This window comes from Paenibacillus sp. FSL H8-0104 (assembly GCF_038050215.1).
GTDB lineage: Bacteria > Bacillota > Bacilli > Paenibacillales > Paenibacillaceae > Paenibacillus > Paenibacillus amylolyticus.
In genome coordinates this window covers 83,980-107,946 of the sequence record NZ_JBBOTC010000002.1, presented here as the reverse complement: position 1 = coordinate 107,946, position 23,967 = coordinate 83,980, and the positions used below count along the sequence as shown (strand labels likewise).

The following is a 23,967-nucleotide window of genomic DNA, read 5'->3' as shown; positions in this document are numbered from 1 at the left end:
GGCCCGTGTCTTCTTAACTTTCACATGATCAGACTATTGTCATTTAGATGCTAAGTTCCGATTCATCCTCTTTTTGTATTTCTTGTTCTTCCCTTTTCGCTTTCTTAGCCTCGCGTGCAGCTTCCGTTATGGCCATATGTTTTTCTCTATCAAAAGGGATCTCAGGTGTTTTTAACGTATTTGTGTTTACCACAAGGCCAGGACCATTACTATTTGGCATCAAATCGGCGTCAATCACCAGGTTGGGACCTTCTTTATTCGCAGCACTCATGATTTTTTCCCATTGACTTGCCGAATACTCTGTCTTGTAATATTTTTTCTCTTGCCCGTCTTTCATAAATTTATCGTATACCAGCATAGGGTCCGTAAATACGTCATCTCCTTCACGAGTGTCGTTAGCAATACTAAACGCCACATTCATACCATTTCTGTTTGCCCCTGTTTGTTCACTGAAATTGGCGACGTACACTCTCTGATTTTTAAAACTCTGCCCTTTTTTAAATTTCACCATGATAAATTCTCTCCTCTATTGCATTGATTTACTCAACTTCTACGTCAATTATACTTTAATATCGCTGAGCATCAAGGCGTTTATAAGTAAATTTGATCGCATTTGTTTAACAACCAAGCCCAAAAAAACCACCATGAATGATCTGATAAGGCTCACGGTACGGGCTCTAAGTGTCCAGTGAAAGGAAATTTCTACACTGAAAAACTTGATCTGACAGGGTTTATAAGATTGACTATCGTTAGATTCAGAAAAATAAGCATTAGACTGCCGCTGTCTCTGTTAAACTACCGTTTCCTGTTAGCTTAATTCTAACCAGTCTACAAATATTACTTCATTCCGTATGATGAGAGGAGCGACGATATTCAAAAAGTTATCTCTATGTAATAAGTAAAAATAGGATTTTGTATATATGTCTGTTTTTGTTCGCTCTACATATTATCTATTATCGCTTGGTCAACATAGAAAAGGCCTTGGAGTTTTTCTCCAAGGCTTTAGTATATCGTGTTTCATGATTTGCAGCGTTTCATCAATAAAACCTGCACAACTCTTCTATAACTACTTCACAATCTGAAGCTCTCTCCATTCTTCGGAAGCGAGTTTGTTCGATTTAGTCAATAGTTTTAAACCTAGGCCAGTTAGAATATCTCTAATCGGATAATAGGTGCGGTTCTTCCAAACGATTTGTTTTTTGGGATCCAGATTATATGACTTTTCTTGATAAGCAAGGGTGATTTCACCGTTTTTATTACCAATGGTTCCTCCTAAGAGACTCATCAATTCCGCAATAGGTGTGTAAGTAGTTAGATCAGTATGACGGAACGTCCCCTGACTATTATATTGCATGTATTTCCCCTCAAAACTCACCGGAATAGGATCATTTATACTCAAGTAGTCATTCAGTGAAAATGTATAATAAGGTTTAGTAAAGTCGCCAACAACATTTCCATATCTGCGAGGTGTCGTTAGATCGGTCCCTATGACACGATAAGCACCATGATTTAATATACCTGATTGGAAGATATGATCTGTATCTGCCATCCAACTGATTCCGAAATTAATAGCAGAAGATGATCCAGTCGTATTGATAGGGATGGTTTGAACTCGTTTCCCTGTCTGCGTGTCAAAAATCCGATATTCTTCTTTTCCTTTGACCGATCTATTGTTTTCAACAAAGTTCACCCAGAGCACGACATACTTACCATTTGGACTTGATTGAGCGATGGCAAAGGCATAACTTGGACGGCTCGTGTCTGTCTCAAAAATGGTCTTTTTCTTTCCATTAATAATGAGCTCGTGCTTGAACTTCTTTTTTACTTTTGTTTGAAGGAGAACAACCGTGTCATTCAATGTTCTCTTGTAAACATAGTCATCTGAGGCGTTATTTCTAGTTGTATGGAGCTTTACTATTTTTCCGTTAGGCTTGATCTCGTAAGGATACTCACCCGGGTAAGGAACATATCCATACTGCTTTGGATCATAGTACTTACCTGCTTCCACATACAAGGCTCCTATGGACAACTCTGGATCAAAGTAATTATGGTACAAGTAGTTTGTTACAAAAATATTAGAGTTTTCTTGGGGGCGTTCTTTTGCTTTATGTATCAGTTTGTTGGTAGCTAAAGAATAAACGAGGTATTCTCTGCTTCCCTTCTCTACGACATACATCCCTGCATCCGGATAGACTTCATCAATTATGCCATCGTTGGTATTTCGATCTATGAGGGTAGTAACGATTTTCTTCTGGCTATCATACTTTAGAATTTTTTCTGTAATTCCACTCTTCAATATCGCATAAGTGATTAATGGATTTTTCGTGTTCATCCCACTTATCGAATTGAAAGAATATCCGGAAGAAGTGTCTACGAAGTCCAACACAGTGTCTTCATTCGTAAATAAACCTGTAGTATAATCGACTGTCGTTTTCCTGATTATAGGTTCTCCTGTTCCATTTATCCTATAGTTGTGAGGGATCCACTGGAGGTTAATTTTGTCTTTTGTCTCTGCATTCGAATTAACGGCACTACCGTAAACGCTGTCCCAAGGAGTCATTGTTCCCGTGAAAAGCAATAACAATACCATAGATAGAATCAGATAACGCTTAATGTTCATAAGACCTCCGAAGATGATAATAGTAATTTGCTATATGGTTCTACATTAAGAATGATTTTAAGACTCCGTTCCAAAACAGAGAACATTTGAAACGGAGTATTCTTTAGGGGCACTAAAAATGAATACTACGAAGCAACAACCAGCCTAAATTGCAACACTAAGTGAAAGCGGACACGTGCTCCAAGTGAGACGCAAGGGCTCGATCAGTGCAATCTATGGACTTAAAGCAGGTTGTCGCGGTTGCGGACACCTGGATGGCTCACTGGTCTGACGAACGTCTGACAGTAGTAGCGAAGGATATGTAATTCCGTTTTTTCATATCAGCTAATCTAATCATGGTTCTAAATCTTGCTCTTTCGTTTTTTGTATATCTTCGCGTGCAATCTCGTCCGCATGAGTGTGATCTTGTTCTTTCTCCGATCCTTTTAGAAAGGCACCTTTAACCCACTGGGGAATATCTTTGGATAAAGTTTGAACCTTTCCTCTTTCTAACTCCATTACTAATCTAAATTTTGAGGTGTTATCAAAAATAAAAGAGCGATCGGATAACGTTAATGCTTCAGGTAAGTTAGCGATCGATCGGTCATATCGTCTTCGGATATCCTCTTCTGGAATATGATGTCCACCATTCCTAACTCGCGTTTCTACTCGCTCGATGTGATATTCCACGTTTTTAAGACCTACGTAATACAGGTTTATTTCAAATCCTGCCTTTTTGGCTTGATCCATTTGCCGTATTGCATTTTTACCGGCCAGCGTTGTTTCAATGGAAAAGCTCTTTCCGTTCTGTATACATTCACGGACGCGTTTGATAGCTTCTCTTCCAGCTGATGGAGAAACTGATTCCGGATGACGAGGATTAATCGTTTTTGCAATGGCATCCGGATCAATAATCTCTCCCAACTGATCGTTAAATTTTTTGGTTAGTGTGCTTTTCCCTGCTCCATTCGTTCCAGCAAAAACAGTCATGACGGGTTTATTCATGGGTATTCAATTTCCTTTTTGTTACCATTTTCGTCATATATGATCTCTGTTTTTCTGCCATCCGGATATTCCTTGATCATTTTTTCATTTTCTTCATATACAATGGGCACACCATTGCTTTTAGCCTCTTCTCTGGCCGATAATGTTGCTTTTTCTAAAATTTCATTCAATTCAGAAATTGACATACGTTTCATGTGAATATACCCTCCTTAAATAATTGTACGTAAAAGTTTCACACTGTTATGGACGGATCATTTTTTTCAAGTTTAGCTACGCCTTTTGCCATCCTCAAGAATATTATAGCCCGGGCTAATCCAAGAGGGAAGACCGTTGCCTTTCATCCCATCTTTATAAGTGAGGGTATTCTGAAAACTTGGAGTTAAATTTGGATCTGGGCTACGATGTCGCAACAGGTTGCACATTCCTTCTCCTCGCTTCACGCAAGCACGGAGCGAAAAAAGAAAGCCGATTACTCGGCCCCTTTCTTACTACGTTTGATCAGTGAGAAAATCGATTTCGGTTGGCTGATCAAACGACGCCATAAAAACTTCATCCAAGTTATAAATCCGTACACGGTCACAAGCATGATCGTAACACAAGTTAGAATCCAAACCATTGAGTTCATATTGTTTAGCGATTTGTCAGCAGGAATACCGATGTAACCTGCAACAAAAAGAAATAAAAATGGTACAAGTTGTACAAAAAGAGAAAAGCTTATACCCAGCGATATGAATCCGAACGCTCTGGTCACAAAGAGTGATCCTTTACTCATGTTTCGATCATCAGCAGGTAGGCTGCTGTCCTGTAGGGCTGATGGAGAAGAAACCACATTCAGCATGCGTTCCGCCTGAGGTTGAGCTTTGTTATTTTTCATTGAACCTGAGTCCCCTTTGTCCTACCCACTTTAATTATCTAGAAGCCCTGCACTATACCCAGCTCTAGCACTGACCTCTGTGATCCGCCGATCTCCCTCAGCAGGGTTGCCGGCCGCCGTAAACTCAATAATAGCTTCACTTCGTTCCAGTGCATCCGTATTCGCTAAATCACTGCCATCTTTATGCATGATATATTGAACGAAAGCTACATAACGTACACGGTTACCCTCCGCTGTTATCGGCACAACATAGATACTATCCATGGTTGTTCGTAACTTTTTAAAATCGATGAAGGACAGCATCCCATCATTCGTTTCGATCTTCGTATCGGGCGGCAAATATGTTTTTGTGAACGAATTATCTTCGCCCAGCGATTCAATATACTGATTTCGTACACCTTCATATTCAGTCCCATTGCTCCAGCTGAACGCTGCTACAAAGTATTTTTCGGCTTCTGTCGAATCCGATTGAATAAGCTCTGGATCGAGACCAGTCACTTTTTTGACGGACTCTGCTTTTTCTGATGTTACTTCATCCTGCTTTGCTGCAATATCCTGCTCTGTTTGATTAAGCTGACTACTAAGCTTGGTATATTCAGCGTCGAGCTTTTTAATTTGGTTTAAGTTCTTTGAATATGTAAACAAAGTCAGCACCACTAAAATCAAACCTACTGTCATTGTAATCCAAAACGGTTTACGATTTTTCCTCATTCGTTATGCCCCCCCAACATCGGCTTCATCATCCAAACCATCCGTCGTGTAGTGCCGGCTAATATTTGTTAGCTTGTAGTTAGCCACATCATATATGGCATAGATAAGACCCGCTGATTTCCCACTTTTCGTCGTCATACTGAACAATACAGGAACGTTATCGGTATCCTGGTATGTAACAATTGATTCAAGCTTGAGTGTCCATTCAGGATTCAACTTCCATGTTTGAATGTGATCACTCTCTGTAGCATTTGTTAACCGAGTGTTCTCGGCTTTCGCCTTTTCGAGATTGTTGAAAAGCTCATCATAAGCGGCTTGATCCTCGGGTAGATCCTCGTTCGTTTTATAAAACGAAGCAAGCATATCTTCCACCGCAATAATTTCCCCTCCGATCTTTTTTGCAGAGACTGTTCGTGATTGGAGAATCTCTTCATGTTCTTTTGAATCGAACGGCTCATCCACATTTTCTTTCGTGACCTCCGCACCCTGTATTAATTCCTGAGTACCTGCGATATCGGATTCAAGCGTATCGATTTTTTTGTTCTGCTGCCAGATCAGAACAACCATGATCAAAGCAATCAAGCCCAAAACGATCGGTATCCCATATGCTTTCAAAACACCAACGGCACGACTCTGCATATGTACAAACCCCTTCCTATTCTTCATCATTTATTGCACATAAATGTCATATTTTTTATCGATTTTTTTGTTTAATTTATGCAAATAAAATATTAACAATTTTTAAAATCATATAATTTTCGTATTTAATATCTAATTAACTGCACATTTTTTGCATAAAAATATCGATAAAATATGAATTTCCACGAACAATGTTCCAATTATACTGTACACCCAGCGTTTTATCAATCATTTAGTATATCTCTAGTTCTGTCCATTGCGGTACGGCATTTGCCGGCTTGAAGAATTTCCAGTGATCTTTTTCATATCGATCTTTCTTAATTACACGCCAGCTCCACGAATAACTAAGACCGCCATTTCGTCCACTAACCCCGCGAATGTTCTGTTCATTAACAAGAATATCTCCGTTCGCAAAGACGTGCTGGACGACACCCGTATGTCCATATCGGCTTGTTGTTGCATCACTGAATACAGCACCAGCAGCCGGTATGGCTGAAACCACCTGATCGTAATGTTCAGCCCATCGATCGGCCACGTCTTTCCCATCACCATACGGCCGTTCTGTTGGCCTTCCACCTTGGTTCCAGTCCGGATATAGCCGCATAAAGTAACTATGCGCAAGGGCAGCGCACTGGTCCGGCACGATCCCGTTGGCCCATCCTGTTGCATTCCCCCAGGCAAGCCCTGCATCTTCCGGATTCTTGGCATAGACTCGAAGGGATGCAGGAAGTGTTTCGCGTGACCAAGGTATCAAAACCAAATCGGCTGGAACCTCACCTGTACCATCTATGGATTGATTTCCATAATGGCTCTTAATTGGATTGCCACAGCCATCATCCTGGTAATAGGCAGCCACAGCACTGTTACCTTCAGATCTTCCTATGTTTACATCGCTCAAAATACTATCGGCATACGCCGTATCTGTGGTTGACCGCTCAAGAACAAACATAAAATTCGTTGAATTTTGTAGACGCTGTGAGAGCGATTTATTAGGAGAACTTAGGCCAATCCATGTATTCATAAATCGTTCTGTTTCTTTTTCTACATTGCTCGGTGGTGTATGTAGGAAATTGATTAATTGCTTTTGACGAAGAGAATCATCGCCTTCAAGCATAAACTTTATCTGAGTGTCAAATTCATACCAATTTGAACCTTGTGACGCTGCGTAATTAACCAATAACGTATTCCGTCCGTTCGTCCACTGCCCGAGTCCGATACCAACATACTTGATTGCCGGATACTTCGCAGCATATTTTGCATCAATTTTGCTGACGAGAAATTTTACACTCATCGCAGTCTCTTTTCGAGGACCAATCTGAAAAGGCTCATTATAAATGGTTTCAACCCCCGTTGGATCTAGGCCACTTTCATGCTGTAAGTTACCCAGAACTGCTGCCGTCTGCTCTTTCGACCCACCAAGTCGCTCGTACACGGACCACACTTTCACAGCGTTCGCTTCACGAACGACTTCGAGTTCCCCACCTAATAAATAATCCTGTGAGCCGGATCTTACGGTTGTTCTCTCCGGAACACAACTTCCAAACGAATCATCCTTTAAAGTTAGATCATCGATAACCCCATATCCCAGTACACTCGTTACAGTAATTGAAACGGCAGCCACACCCGCAGTGATGGCATTACCTATCGCAGCCCCGACGCCAAGCAGTCCTGAAACAAATGAACTAACGGCATTAAAAACCGTTCCAAGAACGCCCATGACCTTACTTATAGCCGCCATTGCGACCCCTTTGGCCATCATCATCATTTTCATCATCATGACGCCCAACAAAGCTTGACCAGCAACGTTGCTTCCGGCAGCTGTAGCTCCTATGACCTTCACTGCTTTGATCCCTTTATCTACCGCTTTATCAGCTGCTTCCTCTGCTTTATCCGTGATACCGTCATCTCCGCCGCCGGCCTGTCTTTTTAGTTTATTAAACTCTTTCAATTTTTTTCGAGCACTGTTCGCTTGAGCGAGTCCTGGTGTCGAATCCATTGCTACGTCCGCCGCTTGGTGTTCGAGCTGATCTTTCATGCTCTTGTCACTATAATCAACACCAGTAGCATTCGAAGTCAGGCCTTTCGCTTTGTCCATCAAACCATCTTTCTTGCCCGAATCCTCTGCACTACCATTTTTAGAAGCAGTTCCTTGGTCTTTCTCTTTAGAATCCGGATTGGACCGCTCTCCTTTATTTCCATTTTTGGACTCGTCCGTTTTTTCTCGGCCTAAGTTAGCGCTATTGACGCCATCTGATCCACCTTTATTCGAAGGAGAAGCCCCCTTGGTACTGCGATCCCCCCCTGGCTTGCCTGTAGCAGTCCCAGATCGATCTCCATTTGCTGATTTAGATGATGATGGATTGGATTTCCCATCGGTTTCTCTTTTACCCGCCGCATTCGAAGCGTTAGAAGATCTCTGCGATGCGTTTCTATCGCCCTCTTCTGACTTTGACTTTGCGTTACCCGCTCTCGAATCACCTATACCATCTGTACTCCGTGACGATGATCCGCTTCGAACACCGCTCGCAAGTTTCGATCTAGCATCACCGCCAGCCTTCGGCTTCTCAATCGTTCTGCCCGTCGGTTCCGGAGCCTTGTTCCGTTGCGGTTTCTGAGTTGCTCGACCTCCAGATGGCGAGCTGCTACCCATGCCACCGCCCCCTGGCGGTTTCATTCCCCCCGTTCCCCCACTCATTCCCATGCTGCCTAACTCCTCTCTATCCACGATGCATTTGAGCAAAAGGTGCGTTTAGTAATACGTTACACTTTTATCATTTTGCTGCTCTGAGAAACCCAGCTCTTGGGACAACACATCCGCATCGAGCACCAATAAACTACGCATCAAATCTCGCTGAACCTTTTGTTTGATTGAGAGATAAGAACGCCACGTTTGGAGAAGCGATTCCGTTGAATCTTTCGCTGCTACCTGTGCAGATGGGCTGCTGCCCGTCGATACTGATCTTAATTCAAGTGTCGATCCATCTTCATTTTTCAAACTGTCCACTTGCTCAACCTGCTCTTTACGAACCACATTATTGCTGCCGTTTCCTAAGTTTTTCGACTCTGTTTTCTTTTTCATATACGAATCGAACTCGGAAAGACCGCCCATTACTTGTTTGATATACCCGTCCCGAATCTTCTTCGTCGAATAGTCAATAAGGTGTGCCCCAGTCAAATTCTTTGCGGCAACTAATCCGCCATTTTCGTCTATGTAGTCACCTTCGACAAACCACGGTGTCTTTGGAGCTTCATATCCGGCTGACACTAAGCGGTTCGTATACTCTTTTGCTCGATTCAACAGATTTCCCATCTCGCTTATTTGCGTTTTAAGTTCTTCATGAATCTTCTCATCTTTAGATTCTGCTACCAAAGCCGTATACAACTTGGCCGGATTCTGTTCCCCGGGAGCAAGCCAGTCCAATATTGTAATGTTATCTGCACCAGGATTTACATAAAAACGGCCCTGATCATACTTAGCGAATGACTCATCAGTGTTGTTCTTATCTCCGCTCGTTCCTGTTCCGCTTTGAGCCGTTAATTGTTCGTTTGCCCGAATCGTCACATCCAAAATCTGTTTCGGAATGGGCTCCTCACTTTGGAAACGAATCACTCCATAACCAGTAGACCCGAACAACGAGAAGGTCGTTTTGGGTCCTGATTCCATACTCTTGTCATACCCTGTGATAAAAAGCTGATAATTGCTCGCGTCTACAGACATCCCCTTTGGATCTTCTAAGCGCAGAAGTATCATGACATCCGTATGATTCGAATCACCAAACACGCCATCCACATACATTTTCTGACCAGACAACGAGAACGTGAAACTCTCCGTATATCGAGCTTGCGTCGATGCCTGCTTTGCTACATTCGATTGGTCTTGTGCTAATGACAAGCCTGAAAACAACAGAAGAAAAGCGAGCGTCGCACTAAGTGTAATCGTAAAACGTTCCATCCGATGATGAGGCCCAAATTTAAGCCGGTCACGTAATTGGATTATACGTTCAAGGAACGGGACTTCATCTGCACCTTCCACTTCAACTTGTTCAGACCCGCGGTTTCGGAGTCCTTTTAAACGTACTTTGGCCAAACTATATACTCCCTTTCTTCGTTTAAATAAAATCTTTAAATAACTTTAAAAATGCTGTATGTATAGCAATTTTTAAAAATATTATTTAATATATCATGCCACCTCCCATTTGAGTAATTGCAAATTAAATAATATAAAAACATATTCCTTTGCTCGTTTAACCAAAAAAAGAGAGCGAATAATCCGCTCTCTTTCATTTTGGTAGCGAATATTGAAATATTACTTGAAGAAGTAAAACTTCGAATACTCAAACAACATAATGGCGCCGCCAGTACCGCCCAAATCCGTGATCGTTTTCTTTCCGCCGCCGGCAATCCCCTGAACAAAGTCAAAAGCTTGATCCGCTACTAACACGCCACCCAAGAGCAGCAGAATAATTGAAATGGCCCAGTTCGTCTGCTTTTTCCCATGAGACATCAGCCCAGATGCAATTTGCCAAATCGATATAAAAATACACACTATCCCGATGAGAGCAACCGCTAAACCAGCCCAACCTGTTAGGGCAGTTCTGGCGTTGGCTAGAAAACTCCCCAGGTCCCAATCACCTGTCAAAAAAACGACCTCATTCAAAAGCATCACCCATTTGCCCCTCTTTCACTGATCAAATATGAATAAATAAATTTCGTAATTATGTACAAATCGCTGAGCATACAGCGATTTAATAACGGAATCATTATAACATAGCCCTTTTGGGAAGACAATACGATTTGGGTAACAACGTGCATGCTTAGGTTAACAAATCGCACAATCTTCCTTACTAAGGACTATCCATTGGTATCTAATTTACTCCATGCTTTTACCGTGGATAAACGCTTCCCACGATTGCTGCATTTGCTTTGTACTCTCCACAATTCGAGCCCGATCCCGAAGCGCATCTTCGCGAATACCTGCTCCGACCAAACCCTTCCGCATGTTCGAAAGCCGATCGCTCAATGTTTCAAGCTGCTTACGTCCAGATTGTGTAATTGTGCCTGCTTTATCCTGATGGGCAAGTCGATCATGCAAAGCTTGTGTGTGACTCAAATTAACCAATTGATTAATGATCGATGCGCCATCCTTACGAATTGGACGACTTGCGACTACTGGCTGGAAGTCGCCCGTTTTCAGCAGTCCGTGCGCATGATTCATTAGATGCCCCATTTTACCTTGCGCATTTTTTATCAATGTCTGCAGTCCAGTAATTTCAGCTTGTGCATGCTCGATTTGAAGCGGTGAACGGGACTCACCACGTAGCGATGCCAAACGTTGCTGAGCTTGTTTCAGCTTGGATTGGCTTTGTCTTATCGCTGACGATTGTTTCGTTACCTCCCGGCTATAATCACTGTAGTTATTGATTCCAGAAGAAGCTAGTTCCGTGAAGCTCTTATTTGCCGTTACTTTAGGCGTCGCTTGGACCGTTGGGGATTGCATGTTATTCCATCCCGCTGGACTCGTTACATTCAACTTTTCCGCGTACGCTTTTGATTCAGCCCGCTTCGCTCGCGCTTGTTGACGCTGAGCAACTTTTATCTCATTCTCTGCAGCACCACTTTGAACGAGGTGTTCCAACTGGCGCTGGGCATTCTTATACAGTACCTGAGTATGTTCAAACCTCGCTGTAGCCTGGTCGATCTGTGCAGGCGTACCGCTAGGTGCCTGAGACACACGATCTAAGTTACGCTGCGAATCGGACAAGACTCTCGAAGCTTTGTTAAGCCGCTTTTCTTGCTTTGCAATTACTTCTTGTGGTGCTTTGGCTGCAACAGCCTCAGCATGAGCAGCTTGAGCATTCATGAAGACCTTCGATGCTTTGTCAACTCGGTTTCTTGCACCGCTGACTTCACCGAATGAACGGCCCACCGCTTGAGCTGTTTTCACATCTTGCTGAGCTGATACAGCTCTTTGTACCGCTTGACGCTGTTTATCAATTCGTTGCTGTTGACGTGTGATTTCTTTCGCCGGAGCCCCCTGTGCTTGCAATTGATTCAGCTGACTTACTTCTTTTTGAAGCGCTCCTTGTTGTTCGCTCACATAGCGCGCTGCGCTGGCCACATGATCTTTAGTCACACGTGTAACAGGAGCGGATTGCGCAGCAGCAGGGGACATTGTGCTACTGCTTTCCATCGCTTTATTAAATGCCCCCTGAGCTACTTTAGCGTCTTTACCTGCTTTATCAGCAAATCGTTGTGCCTGCATTACTGCATACGGCGAAGCACCACTTTTCTTCATTTCTTCCACTCGCGCATTTGCTCGCTGAGCGATTTCATTCGCTCGATTCGATTGCTTCGCCAGGGCCGTCAAGTTTTGAGCGCCACCTGCTGCAGGTCCATTTACTGTAGCTGCAGATCGGATCGCTGCATCCCCTTTATGCCGCAAGTGAGTCTGTCCAGATTCTGGGTCCGTGACTTGTTCAAAACCTCGAGCATCAACAGCTCCGACAATCGCTGAAGCAGCTACACGGTTACCATTTCGATCCGTCACGAATCCTTTTTCATCAAGGGCAACCGGCACCGTACTATTACCCGTCCGGTGTTTCAACACTGCGCCATCTGTACCGACAACATTCCCATCTTTGTCCATACCGAAATGTGTAGCATCTTGCTGAGCTTTCATTGCAGCAAAATTCTCAGCGTTGAAACGCATTTTATCCAGCTTTTTCGCTTCTTTTGAGGCGGATACCGGCTTACCGTTTCCACCAGGAACGTCTGTGATAGGAGTAAGTACACCGTCTTTGCCCAGTGCTACGAACGCACCATTCTGATTAACAAGTTGACCTTTTTCATTCTGACGGAATGCATTCCCCGCTTCATCTCTGTACGTATTCCCCTGGCTATCCATGAGTGAGCCGTCATCCGCTACCATTGCTCTCGCACCAATCACATCTAGCGGAGACATCGCGCTGATCGGATTGCCTTCGCGATCCAAAGCATGTCCTTGAGCATCCTGGACAATTTCCCCGTTTTCATCGATCAATTGACCATTTTTAGTCGTTTCCGGTGATAGACCACCGAGTTTGCTATGTTCTTCATCATATTTATCCTCTGCATTTTTACTGTACGGCAGCGCATTAATCCCAGCTTCCTTAGCCTGCAATTCCCGCGCATATGATTCACCATCAATGCCGAGTAGGCCCTTGGCCATGTCCTTCCCTTTCGCACCAGCTAGGTCTTTAGCTGTCTTCAGACGAGCTTTAATTTTATCTCTAGGTGATCCGTCTTCCTTATTCAATTCTTGGCCAAGGTTTTCTCGTCTGGATTCAACACCGTGAGCCGCACTCAAAAGACCAGCCACTCCACTTTTATCCGCATTTTTGGCATCCTGCGTGAGTCGTCCATCACCACCGACACGACCGTTGGTCATCTGCCCCAAGTCGAGACCTTTACCTCCGGTTCCAGTATCGAGTGCTCCCATCATACGATTAATCGCACCAGACACAACTTCTTCCATCATTTGATTAAACACGGTTTTGTTCTTAATCATGAAGAAAGTAACACCTGCCGTAATTGCAATGGTTAGGAAACTACCGACAAAGTCGAAAATGACTCCTGAACCGAAGAATGTACCTCCTGCATCAATGAGATCACTAAAATTGAGGAGAATCGTCATAATCAAGTTTTCGCTCAGTGCATAAAAGAATATCATGGCAATAATCTGAGCAACCAACACTGCGGTAGAAATAAGTAATTTTGTTATAAACGCTATTGAACCGAGTGCTGTTCCAAATACACCAGAGAGAATACGCGGAATGCTCTTCATCGCTATACTGATCATGGCGATACCGTACATGATCGAAAGAATCGCTAAGCTAAGCATTACGGTTACGTTTTCGATCCACCTTGTAAACGAAGCCATGCCCGAACCACCAAATGCAACAGCTGCGTACGAGTCACGAGATAAATCACTTGATGATTTAGAAGGCGAATACACAGTCAAACCCGTATTAGAAAATGTCGTATTCAAGAAATTGTACATTGCAATTGGTGACAGACCACCTACCGCGCTCGAATCTCTACCAATTGGGGCTACTTTTTTGGTTACGATCGAATCCATGTCTGGCGCATAATAACCTTTGTCCGCGCTGTACTGCAAATTACCTGAATTATAGATGTTGTAACTATAGATACCGAACTGAAACAAAGGATACTTGGCTGCACCTTTCGTGAACAGCCCCTTAGCACTATCAAGAACATTGTTGTTTTGACCATTCCAATAGATCGGTTCCAACCAATCCGGATTATTACTCCAAGGATTTAGTTTAGAACTCCACGTCCGGCTGTCGCTGGCTGAGAGGGAATACATGTGTGCGATTTCTTGATCATTTGCTTCGGACGGATTCGCCGCACGCATCTTTTGTATCTGGCCGGCGACCTCACCGTCATAGTCACTACCTGTGTAGAGGGCGCTAAACATATGGCGGCTTAACATACTATATACCTTTGAAAACGAACCTCGATTCAACTCTCCCGGTGCAGGTGTACCTGGAGCACCGGGCGGCATTCCCGGAATCGTTGATGTAGGCGTATCTACGTCCGTTTGAGCGCCGCCTTCTTTAAAAATTTCACTGATATTGGATGTACCTGAATACCGATTTTTCAGTTCTTCAGCTCTTGTATTGGCCGCCCTCGTTCCATTGATCTCCAAAATAAGCTTCCGGTTGCTCAACGTTCTCCGCTCATCTTCTTCGTAGCGGGGATTGTGAATCCCACTTCCTTCTGGGGGTGCCAAACGGGAGTACTTCACCCAGTTTTCGAAATCAACATAGGAGGACAACACTAGATAATCTGCATATTCAGAACCGACCGCGACTTTATTGTTCAAATCTTCGACGACACCCGTATAACTGGCACCGATCAGCGGAAGGCCTGCAAAAAGCATAAATATACGGACACCATAACGGCCGAACTTTTTCAACACTGAACCCTTTTGGTTAAAGACCAATACACTAAAGGCCGTTAGAATCAAAAGCATTGGAAACAATATCATAATCGAAAAATCTTGAACCGTTGTGTATATTGATCCGACGTATTCCGCAGCACCTGACAGAATACCTAGATCTGCACTCGCCGTCCCATTGATTGCCGTTTCAAAAAGCTTAAATGGATTTAATGCACTTAACAGCATGAGCGCGGCGCGGAATAAAAATGGTGCGGCATTCGCCAGAAGATACACGAACAGCATAATTCCCGATGCCAGTAATCGGCCCATCGATGCAAGCCCTGGTCGGACTGTCGTAATTAAACCCATTTCCGTTAGCACTTCCCCATAACCCGCGTACTGAAAGAATGGATTATTTAACCCTGCATGATAAATCGTGTCTCCGCCGTTATTCACGACGTTCATCAACTGATCGTATGTAATCGTTGCTGAAGCTGCAGTAAACGTACTCATCAGCCAGCCTTTTATTCCTGTATCATCTGATAGAATCTCAGCGTAACCGAGCAATCCCCCAGCATTACCTGCTGGTAACAGGTCCGTGGTTCCGTTGGCTTCAAGCATATACATGTGCTTGGTTTCAGATCCCGGCGCAAGCGCCGTCGCAAATTCACGCGTTAGCTCACTACCTCGCTGGTACAGCGATAAATCGGACACTCCATCATTTGCGGCAAGCACGTTGCTTACCGGAATGATAATCGAAAGAGCTAGCAAAAGACTCATGACGCCTAAGAGCGCTACACGTCCGGTCGTTCGCCCTAAAAATCTCAATCGCATACCTCTCAATCTCCTTGCCCCCTTTCTTTCTCGATATATGGAGCAATCGCATGCTAAATTGCTACACGTTCTTTTACATCTAAGAATCTAACTTTTATTGTTCAAAACCCATTTGAATATCATTGGCGAACACAATGTTATCGAATCCCCGGCGTAAATAATATCGAGTTCGCTCCTTGTGTTCCAAAAGCACCTTGAGGTCACTTGGCACTTCATGTTTCATAGCTTCTTCATAATCAACTATCGTGGACTTCGACATGCCACCAAGAAGAGTGTAATCTGCACTATCAAACTGATTGAATGCTCGATCTTGAATCATACGATCAATTGATGCATAGATGTAGACAACCCGAACACCATTATCATGGAGTTGCCTGAATTGTTCACTGACGTAATCCTTGACACTTTCGTCCAATTGATCGACACCATGTAGTAGAACGACATCTCCCGTAGAAAGATTCCCTACCGAATAACCTAGCGCGTTTACGAATTGGGCCATCATGACTCCACGTCCTCGTCTCAGCAGAGAACTAAAATCATAAACCACTCGGCTGGAGACAGCAGCCCTGTCGATCACCTTTGATGTCGTCGTATTAAACAAATCACCATTCGTATCGAGCATGCCTTTAAATGCCGTTGTGAGCGTTCCATACGCATTCAATACAGCCGGATCATTCTTATCGGCATATACCTGACCTTGATAACCAGAGTTCAAATACGCTAAAAATTCAGGGAGTCTCGGAACTTCTTGGTGGGGTATCCCAACCAATCGTAGCTTATCCCGGTTTTCCATCGCATTTCTATGCCACATCCGTTTATCGACGTAAAATTGGGTCAACGCTTCATCTAATTGACCTTCTATACGGCCCACTTGATCTTCAGGCATTTTCTGTAGCATCTGAATCATTAATTTTAATTTCAAGAGATGCGCCGCAAATATCGTTGGTTCATCTTCAACAGGTCCAAACAATTCAAAGGGGTTAATATCCCCTCGTGTCATGTCGACATTTGAAGTGATATCTGATAGATCTCGGCCGATGGCTGAAACCTTTGCTCCGTTCAACACTAAATGAACAACTCGTCGATTTCGGACCAAAGCACTCATACCCAGTTTTGCTCCCCACACATCGACGCCTTTTTGCCCCTCAAAAGGCCAATCGGAAAGCGTCTTGGCCTCTCCCCTTCCAGCAATGACCACGTGAGAATCATATCTGTCCACGTTCAGAATAACGGCCGAGTTATTTACGTCACCTTCCATTTGCCCGACATATTCGCCATCCGGATCTTCAATTCCACGCGTGACTAAACTATAACTGCCAGCAAACTCACGAGAGGTGAACATAAAATTTCGACCCATTTTGTTCTCTACTTTTCCAAACAGGTTTGATAACTCACGCTTTTGTTCACCGGTATATGGCGCTGCTGAGACCGTCTCAAATCGGTCTTTATACTGTCGATTGATTTTATTGACTGCATCATCAAGCTTTTCCAGGGTCGGCGCCTTGATCATTAATCGAAATGCCACCCGTAGATAACTCGACCCATTCATTAAATCTGTCGCTACCTCAACGAGCTGCTGCTGCTTTTTACTCAGCTTTTGTTTAGATGTAAACGACCCATTTTTTTGGGTTTCACCCGCTTGGTTATTGAGGAACCCTTCAGCACGACCTTGATGTTGGCCGATCCACGATTCACTCATACGTCCAACGTGTTCAAACCGCCGGACACTGACGTCATTATCGAGATTTCGCGGAATGAGATGGATACCCCAATAATAATTAAGCGCATCATCTGCACCGCTTTGATGTAAAATCGTCAATATCGTGGCATACGAATTATCAATTTGAAAATAATCCGATTTAAACACAAACTTCGCTTTTGGCTTGATTGCTTTAAAAAACGGAAAATCACGAATCATTGAACTAATAGTTTTTTTATTTTTCTGTTCGCCTTCTTGTCTTTTCTTTTTCTTCATGACACTGCTTAATCCCCGTGCTGGCGCATTACTCAACGAGCTTCCTCCTTTCATCCGGTTTTCCGCTACCTACGAATGATTTGCTTTTATAATTGAACCGAAATAACGTTCCACTTCTTCATAACTAAGCGTCTTCGCGAGCCGGAACATTAACCCATCGTTTTCTACATCACCGATTAGCAAGTTTTCGAACTCCGTTAGAGCAGCTTCATTCGGTGCACGAACGATCAAATATTGATGAAGCGACGTTAAACCTTGCTGGTCATTAATCGCATACTTCAAAATGTCACGTTGCTCATTAAGCAGGGCCATGAGCCCCTTGGATTTGATCTTCAAATTTGCTCTAAGCTCCTCTACCGCTTCTAACTGTTCATCAACCACATGCCCTTCTTTTACGGTGTCATAAATCACTTCAACACCCACCGTTAACTTTCGGTAAAAACTGTCCACTTTGTCTAAGACTCTCTGCGTGTCCTGTTCAAACATCAAAGCAGAAGCAGAACCCACAATGTGATAAACGTGACCAATCTGTCCATCCTTATAATGGATCAACCCATCTTCGGGATCGACATCATTGATATTAAGTAGTTCTTGTAGCTTATACACGGAGTCACTCATACGTACTGGAACATATCGACCACTTTTAGGCAGGTAGTTAAGCATTGAAAAAATCAATTCTATGCCCATTCGATTCGTCTTGTCTGCTTTAATCAGCAAAAACGACAAAATTGCCCACGAGATCGTGAAGCCAAGAATTACAGGGATTCCACCTCTACCGATGAATGTTTGAGCGACTAAATAGAACCAGCCAAACCCAGAAAGCAAGACGGATAGAATAATTTTAGCGGATACTGGTTTATTGATACCGACCCCATTTTTCGATTGCAGATTGAACTCCATATCAAAGTATGTAGCATCTAACGTCGTCGGGATTTTGAAGCTTTTTTTTGCCACAGCAGCCCCCTCTTTTCTATGAAATTATCAAGGAAAAATCAAAGTTATTCAACACCCCTACTTCGATCATAATATTGATTATATCATATAAAAACACTGAGTAATCAATATTATTGAGTTCATTTCAAAGATGAATTTAAACAATTTGCACTAAGATATCGTTTATGTTCCACATATGAAGTTGACAACAACCAAGGAATGAAATTTGTTCATAAAATTAAGTTTTTTGTTGAGATTCGCGATCGATTTCAACTCCTAAATCTTTCAAACCGTAATACCCCATCCTTGAGAACAACAATTAAAGAAAGTCATCATCTATTCATGACAGGATCATCAACTCCAGGGTTAACTTAACGGCAGTTCATATAACTATTTGGAGTTGATCTACTTATGTACACCCCTCATTCAGTGAACTCTTAGTGATCGCATCAGCATTCAATAAAGAAAACAAACCTTTCATTAAAAACATATAAAACTATTACTATTTTACTTAAATCATTTGTGTATACAGTCTTTTGATTTATATTTATAATTCATTTGAACTATATTTTATGATATAATAGTCGGGCCAATCCTACATAACAAGAAATGCTAGATACTTAACATACATCGTTTGTTACCTACGCATTTATATCAAAGGAGGAATCAACATGAACACCATGATTGAAGCGCCAAGCACACCTGGCATACCATCCTGGCTGCATGAATTCTTCGAGCAGTATCCCAAGCCTCAACTCGTAACAAATTCGTTCTTGAGCGAATGGGGTCCCTCCCTGCTCGATGCAAAATTAAAAAATCGTAAATATCTTGATCCTATACACCGCCGAGGATATCCTCCAACAAAGCTTTCCTTTGATGAAATTGCTGCAACACTTATGCACTTGTTCTCATTCAAACGGATGGTCATGCCATCCGAACAGGATGCTCTTGGCATTCGTATCGAAGGACAGGAAGGCATCTGGGAGACGACTTCAAAACGAATCGGTGAATACCTAACAGACAAACAATTCATCCATCAGGCTACGCTCCTAATCACGCCAAATCATAGAACACCAGACGACTCAAAAGTATTTCGATACATACGAATTCACGCGCCAGAAATGATACTACCCACCCCCTATCGAAACGGGAATAACAAAGACACCCTCTCGGATTTTTGGAGTAACTTTGAGGAAATATACAATTGGGATATGATCCCTCTAGAACTGCTGTACCGTACTTATCAACGTTGGTTCACCATTTTTGGAATCGAAGTTAAGGACCCTACACCGATGAATCCATGTCTATTTAAAGAGCAAGTTCGCCTCCTCTCCTCCGATCGTTGGGTTATGTCCGGCAGACGGATGAATAAGATATAAAGCACAAAAACGACCTTACCCAAATCAATCGAGTAGGTCGTTTTTGTTATCTACTTAGCAGTGCTCTTATGATTTTGGCCGCGATTTTTGTATTCCCTTCGGCGCTGCAATCTTCGGTCCCTCTTTAAAGTGTGGCTTGATTTTCCAAGACGTTACACCCTTGAATGTTTCCACTCCAAACGTTACCTCCGCCTCAAAAGGCTTTTTCGCTTTACTGATTGCTTTAATCTTAATCTTCTCTCCAGCCCGTAAACGGAGTTGATCGTCTGCCTTGAATGTATACCCCGACCATTCAAGTGGGAACGGAGCCGTTTGGGCCGTATACGCTTCCGCTTCAATTCTCTTGAATCCCCAAAATTTGTTTCCTTTGTACTTATCTTGTCCAAGCTTACCTTCGGTCCGATATGGTTTCCCCGAGGTCGGATGCTTCCCTTCAATTGTAATTATTTCACCCCGTAGAAGCTTTTGGACTTCCAGATCAGAAAACACATATCCATTCCACTCTCGGTTGAAAATCACTTTTTCGCCCATCGGAACGTAAACACCTTCCACTTTCTCCTTCTGGACGATAGGGTCAGGCGCCCCTATTTCACTATGAAGTCTATGCGCATTCCGGTAAAAGACTTCTTTATCGTGCGTAATTACCTGAGTAGCCGAATGTAGCACCGCTTCTGGTTTCATTTTGAACTGGCCAGCAGCTTTCATCGCGTTGAATAACTTTTCCGTAATTGCCGGATCTCCAATCATGGAACCATCCAGCATAACTGCGGCAATTTGACCAATTGTCGTCAGGTCAAGTTTACCTCGCGTATCGGTAAGAAGAGCCGTCTTGCCCGTCGTTACTTCAGAAAGGGTACTTACACGCGTTGCACCCGTGCCGACTTCGTATCTGCTCAGCTGCTTCTCTAGCCACTTGTGCGTAGGATGCGGCGGTTTCTTATTTACACCTTCAAAAACAAACCGATCTGCAGATTGGCCAAGTCCCTTGCTCAATTGATCGCCAATTTGCTCATCATCTGCCGTTTCTTTATCTGCATCGAAGATGGCCTTGAATCCAAGAGAAACAGGAACACTAATTGTCGCTGTGAACTCTGGATACTTTTCAATGTGACCCTTAATTGAATCGTATATGTAATTCTCACCGAACATCGCAAGAAAGTTCTTTGCTAACGTTTCATAGATCACCATAGCACTCGGCCCAAAAGCTTTTAGATCTGCAAGCGATTTAGGAACGGTTAGCCCTGGACGGTTCGCTCCGTGGGCCCCACCATCTTTCACATGCGTCTTACGGATGCTGCGATGTGTCAGAAGCTTAGCATCAGCCCCAACAACAGCTGCAATTTTAGACACTAGTGGTAACATCTCTTTAAACTGCTCTGTAGAGATAAACTTGTCTTCCGTACGCGGATAACTGACAATCTTCGCTTCGTACATTTTCTGATACGTCGCAAGCACTTCCTTCGGCTTGAAACCCTGTGCACCGAGAATCGATGCCAGTCCCCCGAGGTCAAGCAATTTGCCTGGAGGCGTTTCCTTGCGGGTCACGCTATCTTGCACGACCTTTGATGGGCCATATTTCTTTGCATCCGCTTCCGCATCTGCCTTCTTTTCAAAACGGAACTGATCACGATCTTCGTCGAACGTCCGAGAAAAAACGTTCTCATTGTTGTCTCTATATTTAACTTCATAGAATGGCTTCTTCTTATATGCTTGAACTAGCGCAATCTGGTCGGCAACAAGTTTAGTCATAACGGATTTCAAGCGGCCCTGCCGGACGACAACATGGTAACCTTGAGTTCGGGCCGCATGTGTGGAAAGTCGTGTAAGCTGCAGGCTCAAATAGTCCCACCTACTCCGTACATCGGCCTTCACATACTCACCATCTTGATTATATGAAGGCAAGTCCTGAATGTTCGTGAAGCCCTTTTGTAGTTCTTTTTCAGATTCATCGATAAAATATAGGCGCTTTACCGGTCCTTTCCATCGTATCGCCTGAATGACTTCCCATCCGATAAGCTGTCCTTCCCCGGAGGGATCTTTATCTGTCGCAATGACAATCGCACTCACGCCCTTTGCTGCAGCTGCTACATCGGCGATCGCTTTGGCTTTAGACGACTTTTTCCCTTTGGCGTCCGTCGTCACCTGTGCTTGCTTCTTCCACGTCAGCTCCGAGGGGTCCCAAGGCATCGTTTCCGGAGTCCATTGTCGGAATCGTTCTTTTGCATCGTCCCCATTTACCATTTCATGAGGTTCAACGAATTCTAACATGTGACCATAAAGCGTTTGTACTTTATACGGCTTACCGTTAAACGTACCACTCATTCCACCGAACGCTTTTGCAAAGTTCTTAGCCGCACTTGGTTTTTCCGCAAGTAATAAATACGTCATTCATTGTCCATTCCTTCCTTAACAAGTTCAGCCGCGTCTACTGTTGTGATACTGCCGCATCCGTTCATCTCGAAGCAACGTCTTTTTTCGTTCCTGCTCTGCTTCCATATGTTTATCGACGGCACCGGTCGTTTGTCCGATCACATCCCGGTTTACTTCCAGCATTCGAATAAACTCACCGATGCCACGAGGGAGTGACCCGTCAAGCATCCCCATCCGTTCGAGTAGCATAATGGTTTGAACAATATCACTTCGTTCTGAATTTTCTTGCATTTTCTGTTCCTGCGCTGTCAGCTTGGTGAGCACACGATCCACATTCGCATTCAGCATTGCGAGCCGATCCATCGCTTCACGATCAAAGCCCCCTTTGTTCTCTGCTAAGGCAGCACGCTCTGGTTCAGCAGAATGTGCCACGGCTAAGAGGGCATAGACATCAAGCTCATCACTGCTAGGGTTCATATCACGTTTCGGTTTGAAATCCGATAAAAATGAAGACGGATACTGCAGAGCAAACCATTGAAACGCATACTGAACATGCGTACCAGCTTCATCCCGGAGCGAATCAAACAGCAAATACCGGAAAAATGACGTTTTGGTCGTGAATACCTTGTTCGTCGCTTCAATCTCATACGTTCCCCAGGGGAAATCAATCACAGCTCCAAGATGCCGCTTTTTGAGCAATTCTTGTATGATCGTGACCATGGGTTCCGGCACGCCCGAAACCTGTAGCCTTTTAATGTTGTCATTAAGCACTACAGGACGATCTCCCCCAACATGTTCAAACACACCAGGTAACGTTTTAAACTGCTTCCACTTGATCGGATGCCCATTCGTTTTCTGAACCGATCCATCACTTCCACTCTGATTTTCGTTGTGAGCCTGCTTCATCTCTATTTCAGGTCCGTCAGAAAGTGGCACCGGGGTTGTCGCATGTTCAGATGGAACCGGCTTCTCAGTTATTGGCTCTGGTGCCGGAGCCTGCACTGGAGGTGCACTTGGCAACGGTGATGCAGCTGCTGAGCCGCTATTCCCTTGAACCTGACCTTTCTGAGGCTCTACATGCGGCTTTAGTACATTCACTGGTGGTTCTTTTGGTTTTTTCGGTGCCGGCGAGTTCCCCGAACCCCGCATATTTTGGAGTTCACGACTAAAATCAAAGTCAAACTCTGACATGTTGCAAGCTACCCCCTTTCGTCTACGAGATCCCCGTTCTCTGGTTCAATGAGATAATTGTCTCCACGCATGATGCCTATCATCGCATCAAATCCGTTTGTCACGGTATTTGCCAACCTCTCGTTACTCGAAACCATATTTTCCATCGCATCAATCAATTGATTAAGCCGCTGCATTTCCGCTGTCGGCAAATCGTAGTCCTGATTCCTCCAAGCAACATAATGTTGCGCTGCTCTTATCATGAAATCTGTAGTTGAATCAAACTTAAACATCTTCGTCCAATACTCGATAAACGCTTTGTCTTCTTCCAGAAGACGCATCGATTGTCTCGCTGTTTTTGTTTCCTTCACTGGACTGGTGTGCTTCTCTTTCTTGCTGGTCGCTATATGTACATCCTGGATCTTCCCCTGATCTTCACTCATACCTACACCTCTCGTTGTCCATAAATCATCAATTTTAATTCTATATTTCGTTGATGTATGTACAATTATATACTCCAAAACACTTTGTGTACAA

General features: G+C 43.6%; 17 protein-coding genes. 1 reads left to right on the top strand and 16 read right to left on the bottom strand.

Going from position 1 to position 23,967, the window contains the following annotated elements; translation table 11 throughout:
• Nucleotides 1-43 precede the first annotated feature (43 nt).
• The 13 genes from NST38_RS31035 to NST38_RS30975 form a co-directional block, all read right to left on the bottom strand.
• Nucleotides 44-511, bottom strand: coding sequence for a hypothetical protein (locus tag NST38_RS31035; protein WP_341344375.1), 468 nt, complete (start codon nucleotides 509-511; stop codon nucleotides 44-46).
• 555 nt (nucleotides 512-1,066) lie between these two features.
• Nucleotides 1,067-2,620, bottom strand: coding sequence for a hypothetical protein (locus NST38_RS31030; protein WP_341344374.1), 1,554 nt, complete (start codon nucleotides 2,618-2,620; stop codon nucleotides 1,067-1,069).
• A gap of 333 nt (nucleotides 2,621-2,953) precedes the next feature.
• Complete coding sequence (locus NST38_RS31025) at nucleotides 2,954-3,604, bottom strand: zeta toxin family protein (RefSeq protein WP_341344373.1); 651 nt, start codon at nucleotides 3,602-3,604, stop codon at nucleotides 2,954-2,956.
• Nucleotides 3,601-3,798 carry a hypothetical protein gene (locus NST38_RS31020; protein ID WP_341344372.1) on the bottom strand — a complete coding sequence of 66 codons (198 nt, stop codon included), beginning with the start codon at nucleotides 3,796-3,798 and terminating at the stop codon, nucleotides 3,601-3,603. The genes NST38_RS31025 and NST38_RS31020 overlap by 4 nt, the downstream gene beginning before the upstream one ends.
• Before the next feature lie 275 nt (nucleotides 3,799-4,073).
• Nucleotides 4,074-4,478 carry a hypothetical protein gene (locus tag NST38_RS31015; RefSeq protein WP_341344371.1) on the bottom strand — a complete coding sequence of 135 codons (405 nt, stop codon included), beginning with the start codon at nucleotides 4,476-4,478 and terminating at the stop codon, nucleotides 4,074-4,076.
• 30 nt (nucleotides 4,479-4,508) lie between these two features.
• On the bottom strand, nucleotides 4,509-5,189 hold the full coding sequence (locus NST38_RS31010; RefSeq protein WP_341344370.1) for a hypothetical protein: 681 nt from the start codon (nucleotides 5,187-5,189) through the stop codon (nucleotides 4,509-4,511).
• 3 nt (nucleotides 5,190-5,192) lie between these two features.
• Nucleotides 5,193-5,828 carry a hypothetical protein gene (locus NST38_RS31005; protein ID WP_341344369.1) on the bottom strand — a complete coding sequence of 212 codons (636 nt, stop codon included), beginning with the start codon at nucleotides 5,826-5,828 and terminating at the stop codon, nucleotides 5,193-5,195.
• A 232-nt stretch (nucleotides 5,829-6,060) separates the two neighbouring features.
• Nucleotides 6,061-8,502: a phage tail tip lysozyme gene (locus tag NST38_RS31000; RefSeq protein WP_341344368.1), complete on the bottom strand. Its 2,442-nt coding sequence runs from the start codon at nucleotides 8,500-8,502 to the stop codon at nucleotides 6,061-6,063.
• A gap of 75 nt (nucleotides 8,503-8,577) precedes the next feature.
• Complete coding sequence (locus tag NST38_RS30995; protein ID WP_341344367.1) at nucleotides 8,578-9,915, bottom strand: hypothetical protein; 1,338 nt, start codon at nucleotides 9,913-9,915, stop codon at nucleotides 8,578-8,580.
• 219 nt (nucleotides 9,916-10,134) lie between these two features.
• Nucleotides 10,135-10,491, bottom strand: a complete 357-nt coding sequence (locus NST38_RS30990; protein WP_341344366.1) for a hypothetical protein — start codon at nucleotides 10,489-10,491, stop codon at nucleotides 10,135-10,137.
• A 207-nt stretch (nucleotides 10,492-10,698) separates the two neighbouring features.
• The gene (locus tag NST38_RS30985; protein WP_341344365.1) at nucleotides 10,699-15,603 is read right to left on the bottom strand and encodes a hypothetical protein; all 4,905 of its coding nucleotides are present in this window, start codon (nucleotides 15,601-15,603) and stop codon (nucleotides 10,699-10,701) included.
• Nucleotides 15,604-15,697: 94 nt separating this feature from the next.
• Nucleotides 15,698-17,614: a hypothetical protein gene (locus tag NST38_RS30980; protein ID WP_341344364.1), complete on the bottom strand. Its 1,917-nt coding sequence runs from the start codon at nucleotides 17,612-17,614 to the stop codon at nucleotides 15,698-15,700.
• Between the two features lie 33 nt (nucleotides 17,615-17,647).
• The gene (locus NST38_RS30975) at nucleotides 17,648-18,532 is read right to left on the bottom strand and encodes a hypothetical protein (RefSeq protein ID WP_341344363.1); all 885 of its coding nucleotides are present in this window, start codon (nucleotides 18,530-18,532) and stop codon (nucleotides 17,648-17,650) included.
• Between the two features lie 650 nt (nucleotides 18,533-19,182).
• Between NST38_RS30975 and NST38_RS30970 the strand changes: the two genes are divergently transcribed.
• Nucleotides 19,183-19,890, top strand: coding sequence for a hypothetical protein (locus NST38_RS30970; protein WP_341344362.1), 708 nt, complete (start codon nucleotides 19,183-19,185; stop codon nucleotides 19,888-19,890).
• Nucleotides 19,891-19,956: 66 nt separating this feature from the next.
• Here the strand turns inward: NST38_RS30970 and NST38_RS30965 are convergent, their stop codons facing one another.
• The 3 genes from NST38_RS30965 to NST38_RS30955 are packed head-to-tail and all read right to left on the bottom strand — an operon-like array spanning nucleotide 19,957 to nucleotide 23,873.
• A complete protein-coding gene (locus NST38_RS30965) occupies nucleotides 19,957-22,278 on the bottom strand; it encodes a DNA topoisomerase (RefSeq protein WP_341344361.1) in 2,322 nt (773 codons plus the stop codon).
• 27 nt (nucleotides 22,279-22,305) lie between these two features.
• Nucleotides 22,306-23,451, bottom strand: a complete 1,146-nt coding sequence (locus NST38_RS30960; protein ID WP_341344360.1) for a hypothetical protein — start codon at nucleotides 23,449-23,451, stop codon at nucleotides 22,306-22,308.
• A gap of 8 nt (nucleotides 23,452-23,459) precedes the next feature.
• Entirely contained in the window at nucleotides 23,460-23,873 is a 414-nt protein-coding gene (locus tag NST38_RS30955) for a hypothetical protein (protein ID WP_341344359.1), read from the bottom strand.
• Between the last annotated feature and the right edge of the window lie 94 nt (nucleotides 23,874-23,967).

Coding starts and splice junctions, on each gene's coding strand:
- NST38_RS31035 (WP_341344375.1), bottom strand. CDS start 511: ATGGTGAAATTTAAAAAAGGGCAGAGTTTTAAAAATCAGAGAGTGTAC.
- NST38_RS31030 (WP_341344374.1), bottom strand. CDS start 2,620: ATGAACATTAAGCGTTATCTGATTCTATCTATGGTATTGTTATTGCTT.
- NST38_RS31025 (WP_341344373.1), bottom strand. CDS start 3,604: ATGAATAAACCCGTCATGACTGTTTTTGCTGGAACGAATGGAGCAGGG.
- NST38_RS31020 (WP_341344372.1), bottom strand. CDS start 3,798: ATGAAACGTATGTCAATTTCTGAATTGAATGAAATTTTAGAAAAAGCA.
- NST38_RS31015 (WP_341344371.1), bottom strand. CDS start 4,478: ATGAAAAATAACAAAGCTCAACCTCAGGCGGAACGCATGCTGAATGTG.
- NST38_RS31010 (WP_341344370.1), bottom strand. CDS start 5,189: ATGAGGAAAAATCGTAAACCGTTTTGGATTACAATGACAGTAGGTTTG.
- NST38_RS31005 (WP_341344369.1), bottom strand. CDS start 5,828: ATGCAGAGTCGTGCCGTTGGTGTTTTGAAAGCATATGGGATACCGATC.
- NST38_RS31000 (WP_341344368.1), bottom strand. CDS start 8,502: ATGAAACCGCCAGGGGGCGGTGGCATGGGTAGCAGCTCGCCATCTGGA.
- NST38_RS30990 (WP_341344366.1), bottom strand. CDS start 10,491: ATGCTTTTGAATGAGGTCGTTTTTTTGACAGGTGATTGGGACCTGGGG.
- NST38_RS30985 (WP_341344365.1), bottom strand. CDS start 15,603: ATGCGATTGAGATTTTTAGGGCGAACGACCGGACGTGTAGCGCTCTTA.
- NST38_RS30970 (WP_341344362.1), top strand. CDS start 19,183: ATGAACACCATGATTGAAGCGCCAAGCACACCTGGCATACCATCCTGG.
- NST38_RS30965 (WP_341344361.1), bottom strand. CDS start 22,278: ATGACGTATTTATTACTTGCGGAAAAACCAAGTGCGGCTAAGAACTTT.
- NST38_RS30960 (WP_341344360.1), bottom strand. CDS start 23,451: ATGTCAGAGTTTGACTTTGATTTTAGTCGTGAACTCCAAAATATGCGG.
- NST38_RS30955 (WP_341344359.1), bottom strand. CDS start 23,873: ATGAGTGAAGATCAGGGGAAGATCCAGGATGTACATATAGCGACCAGC.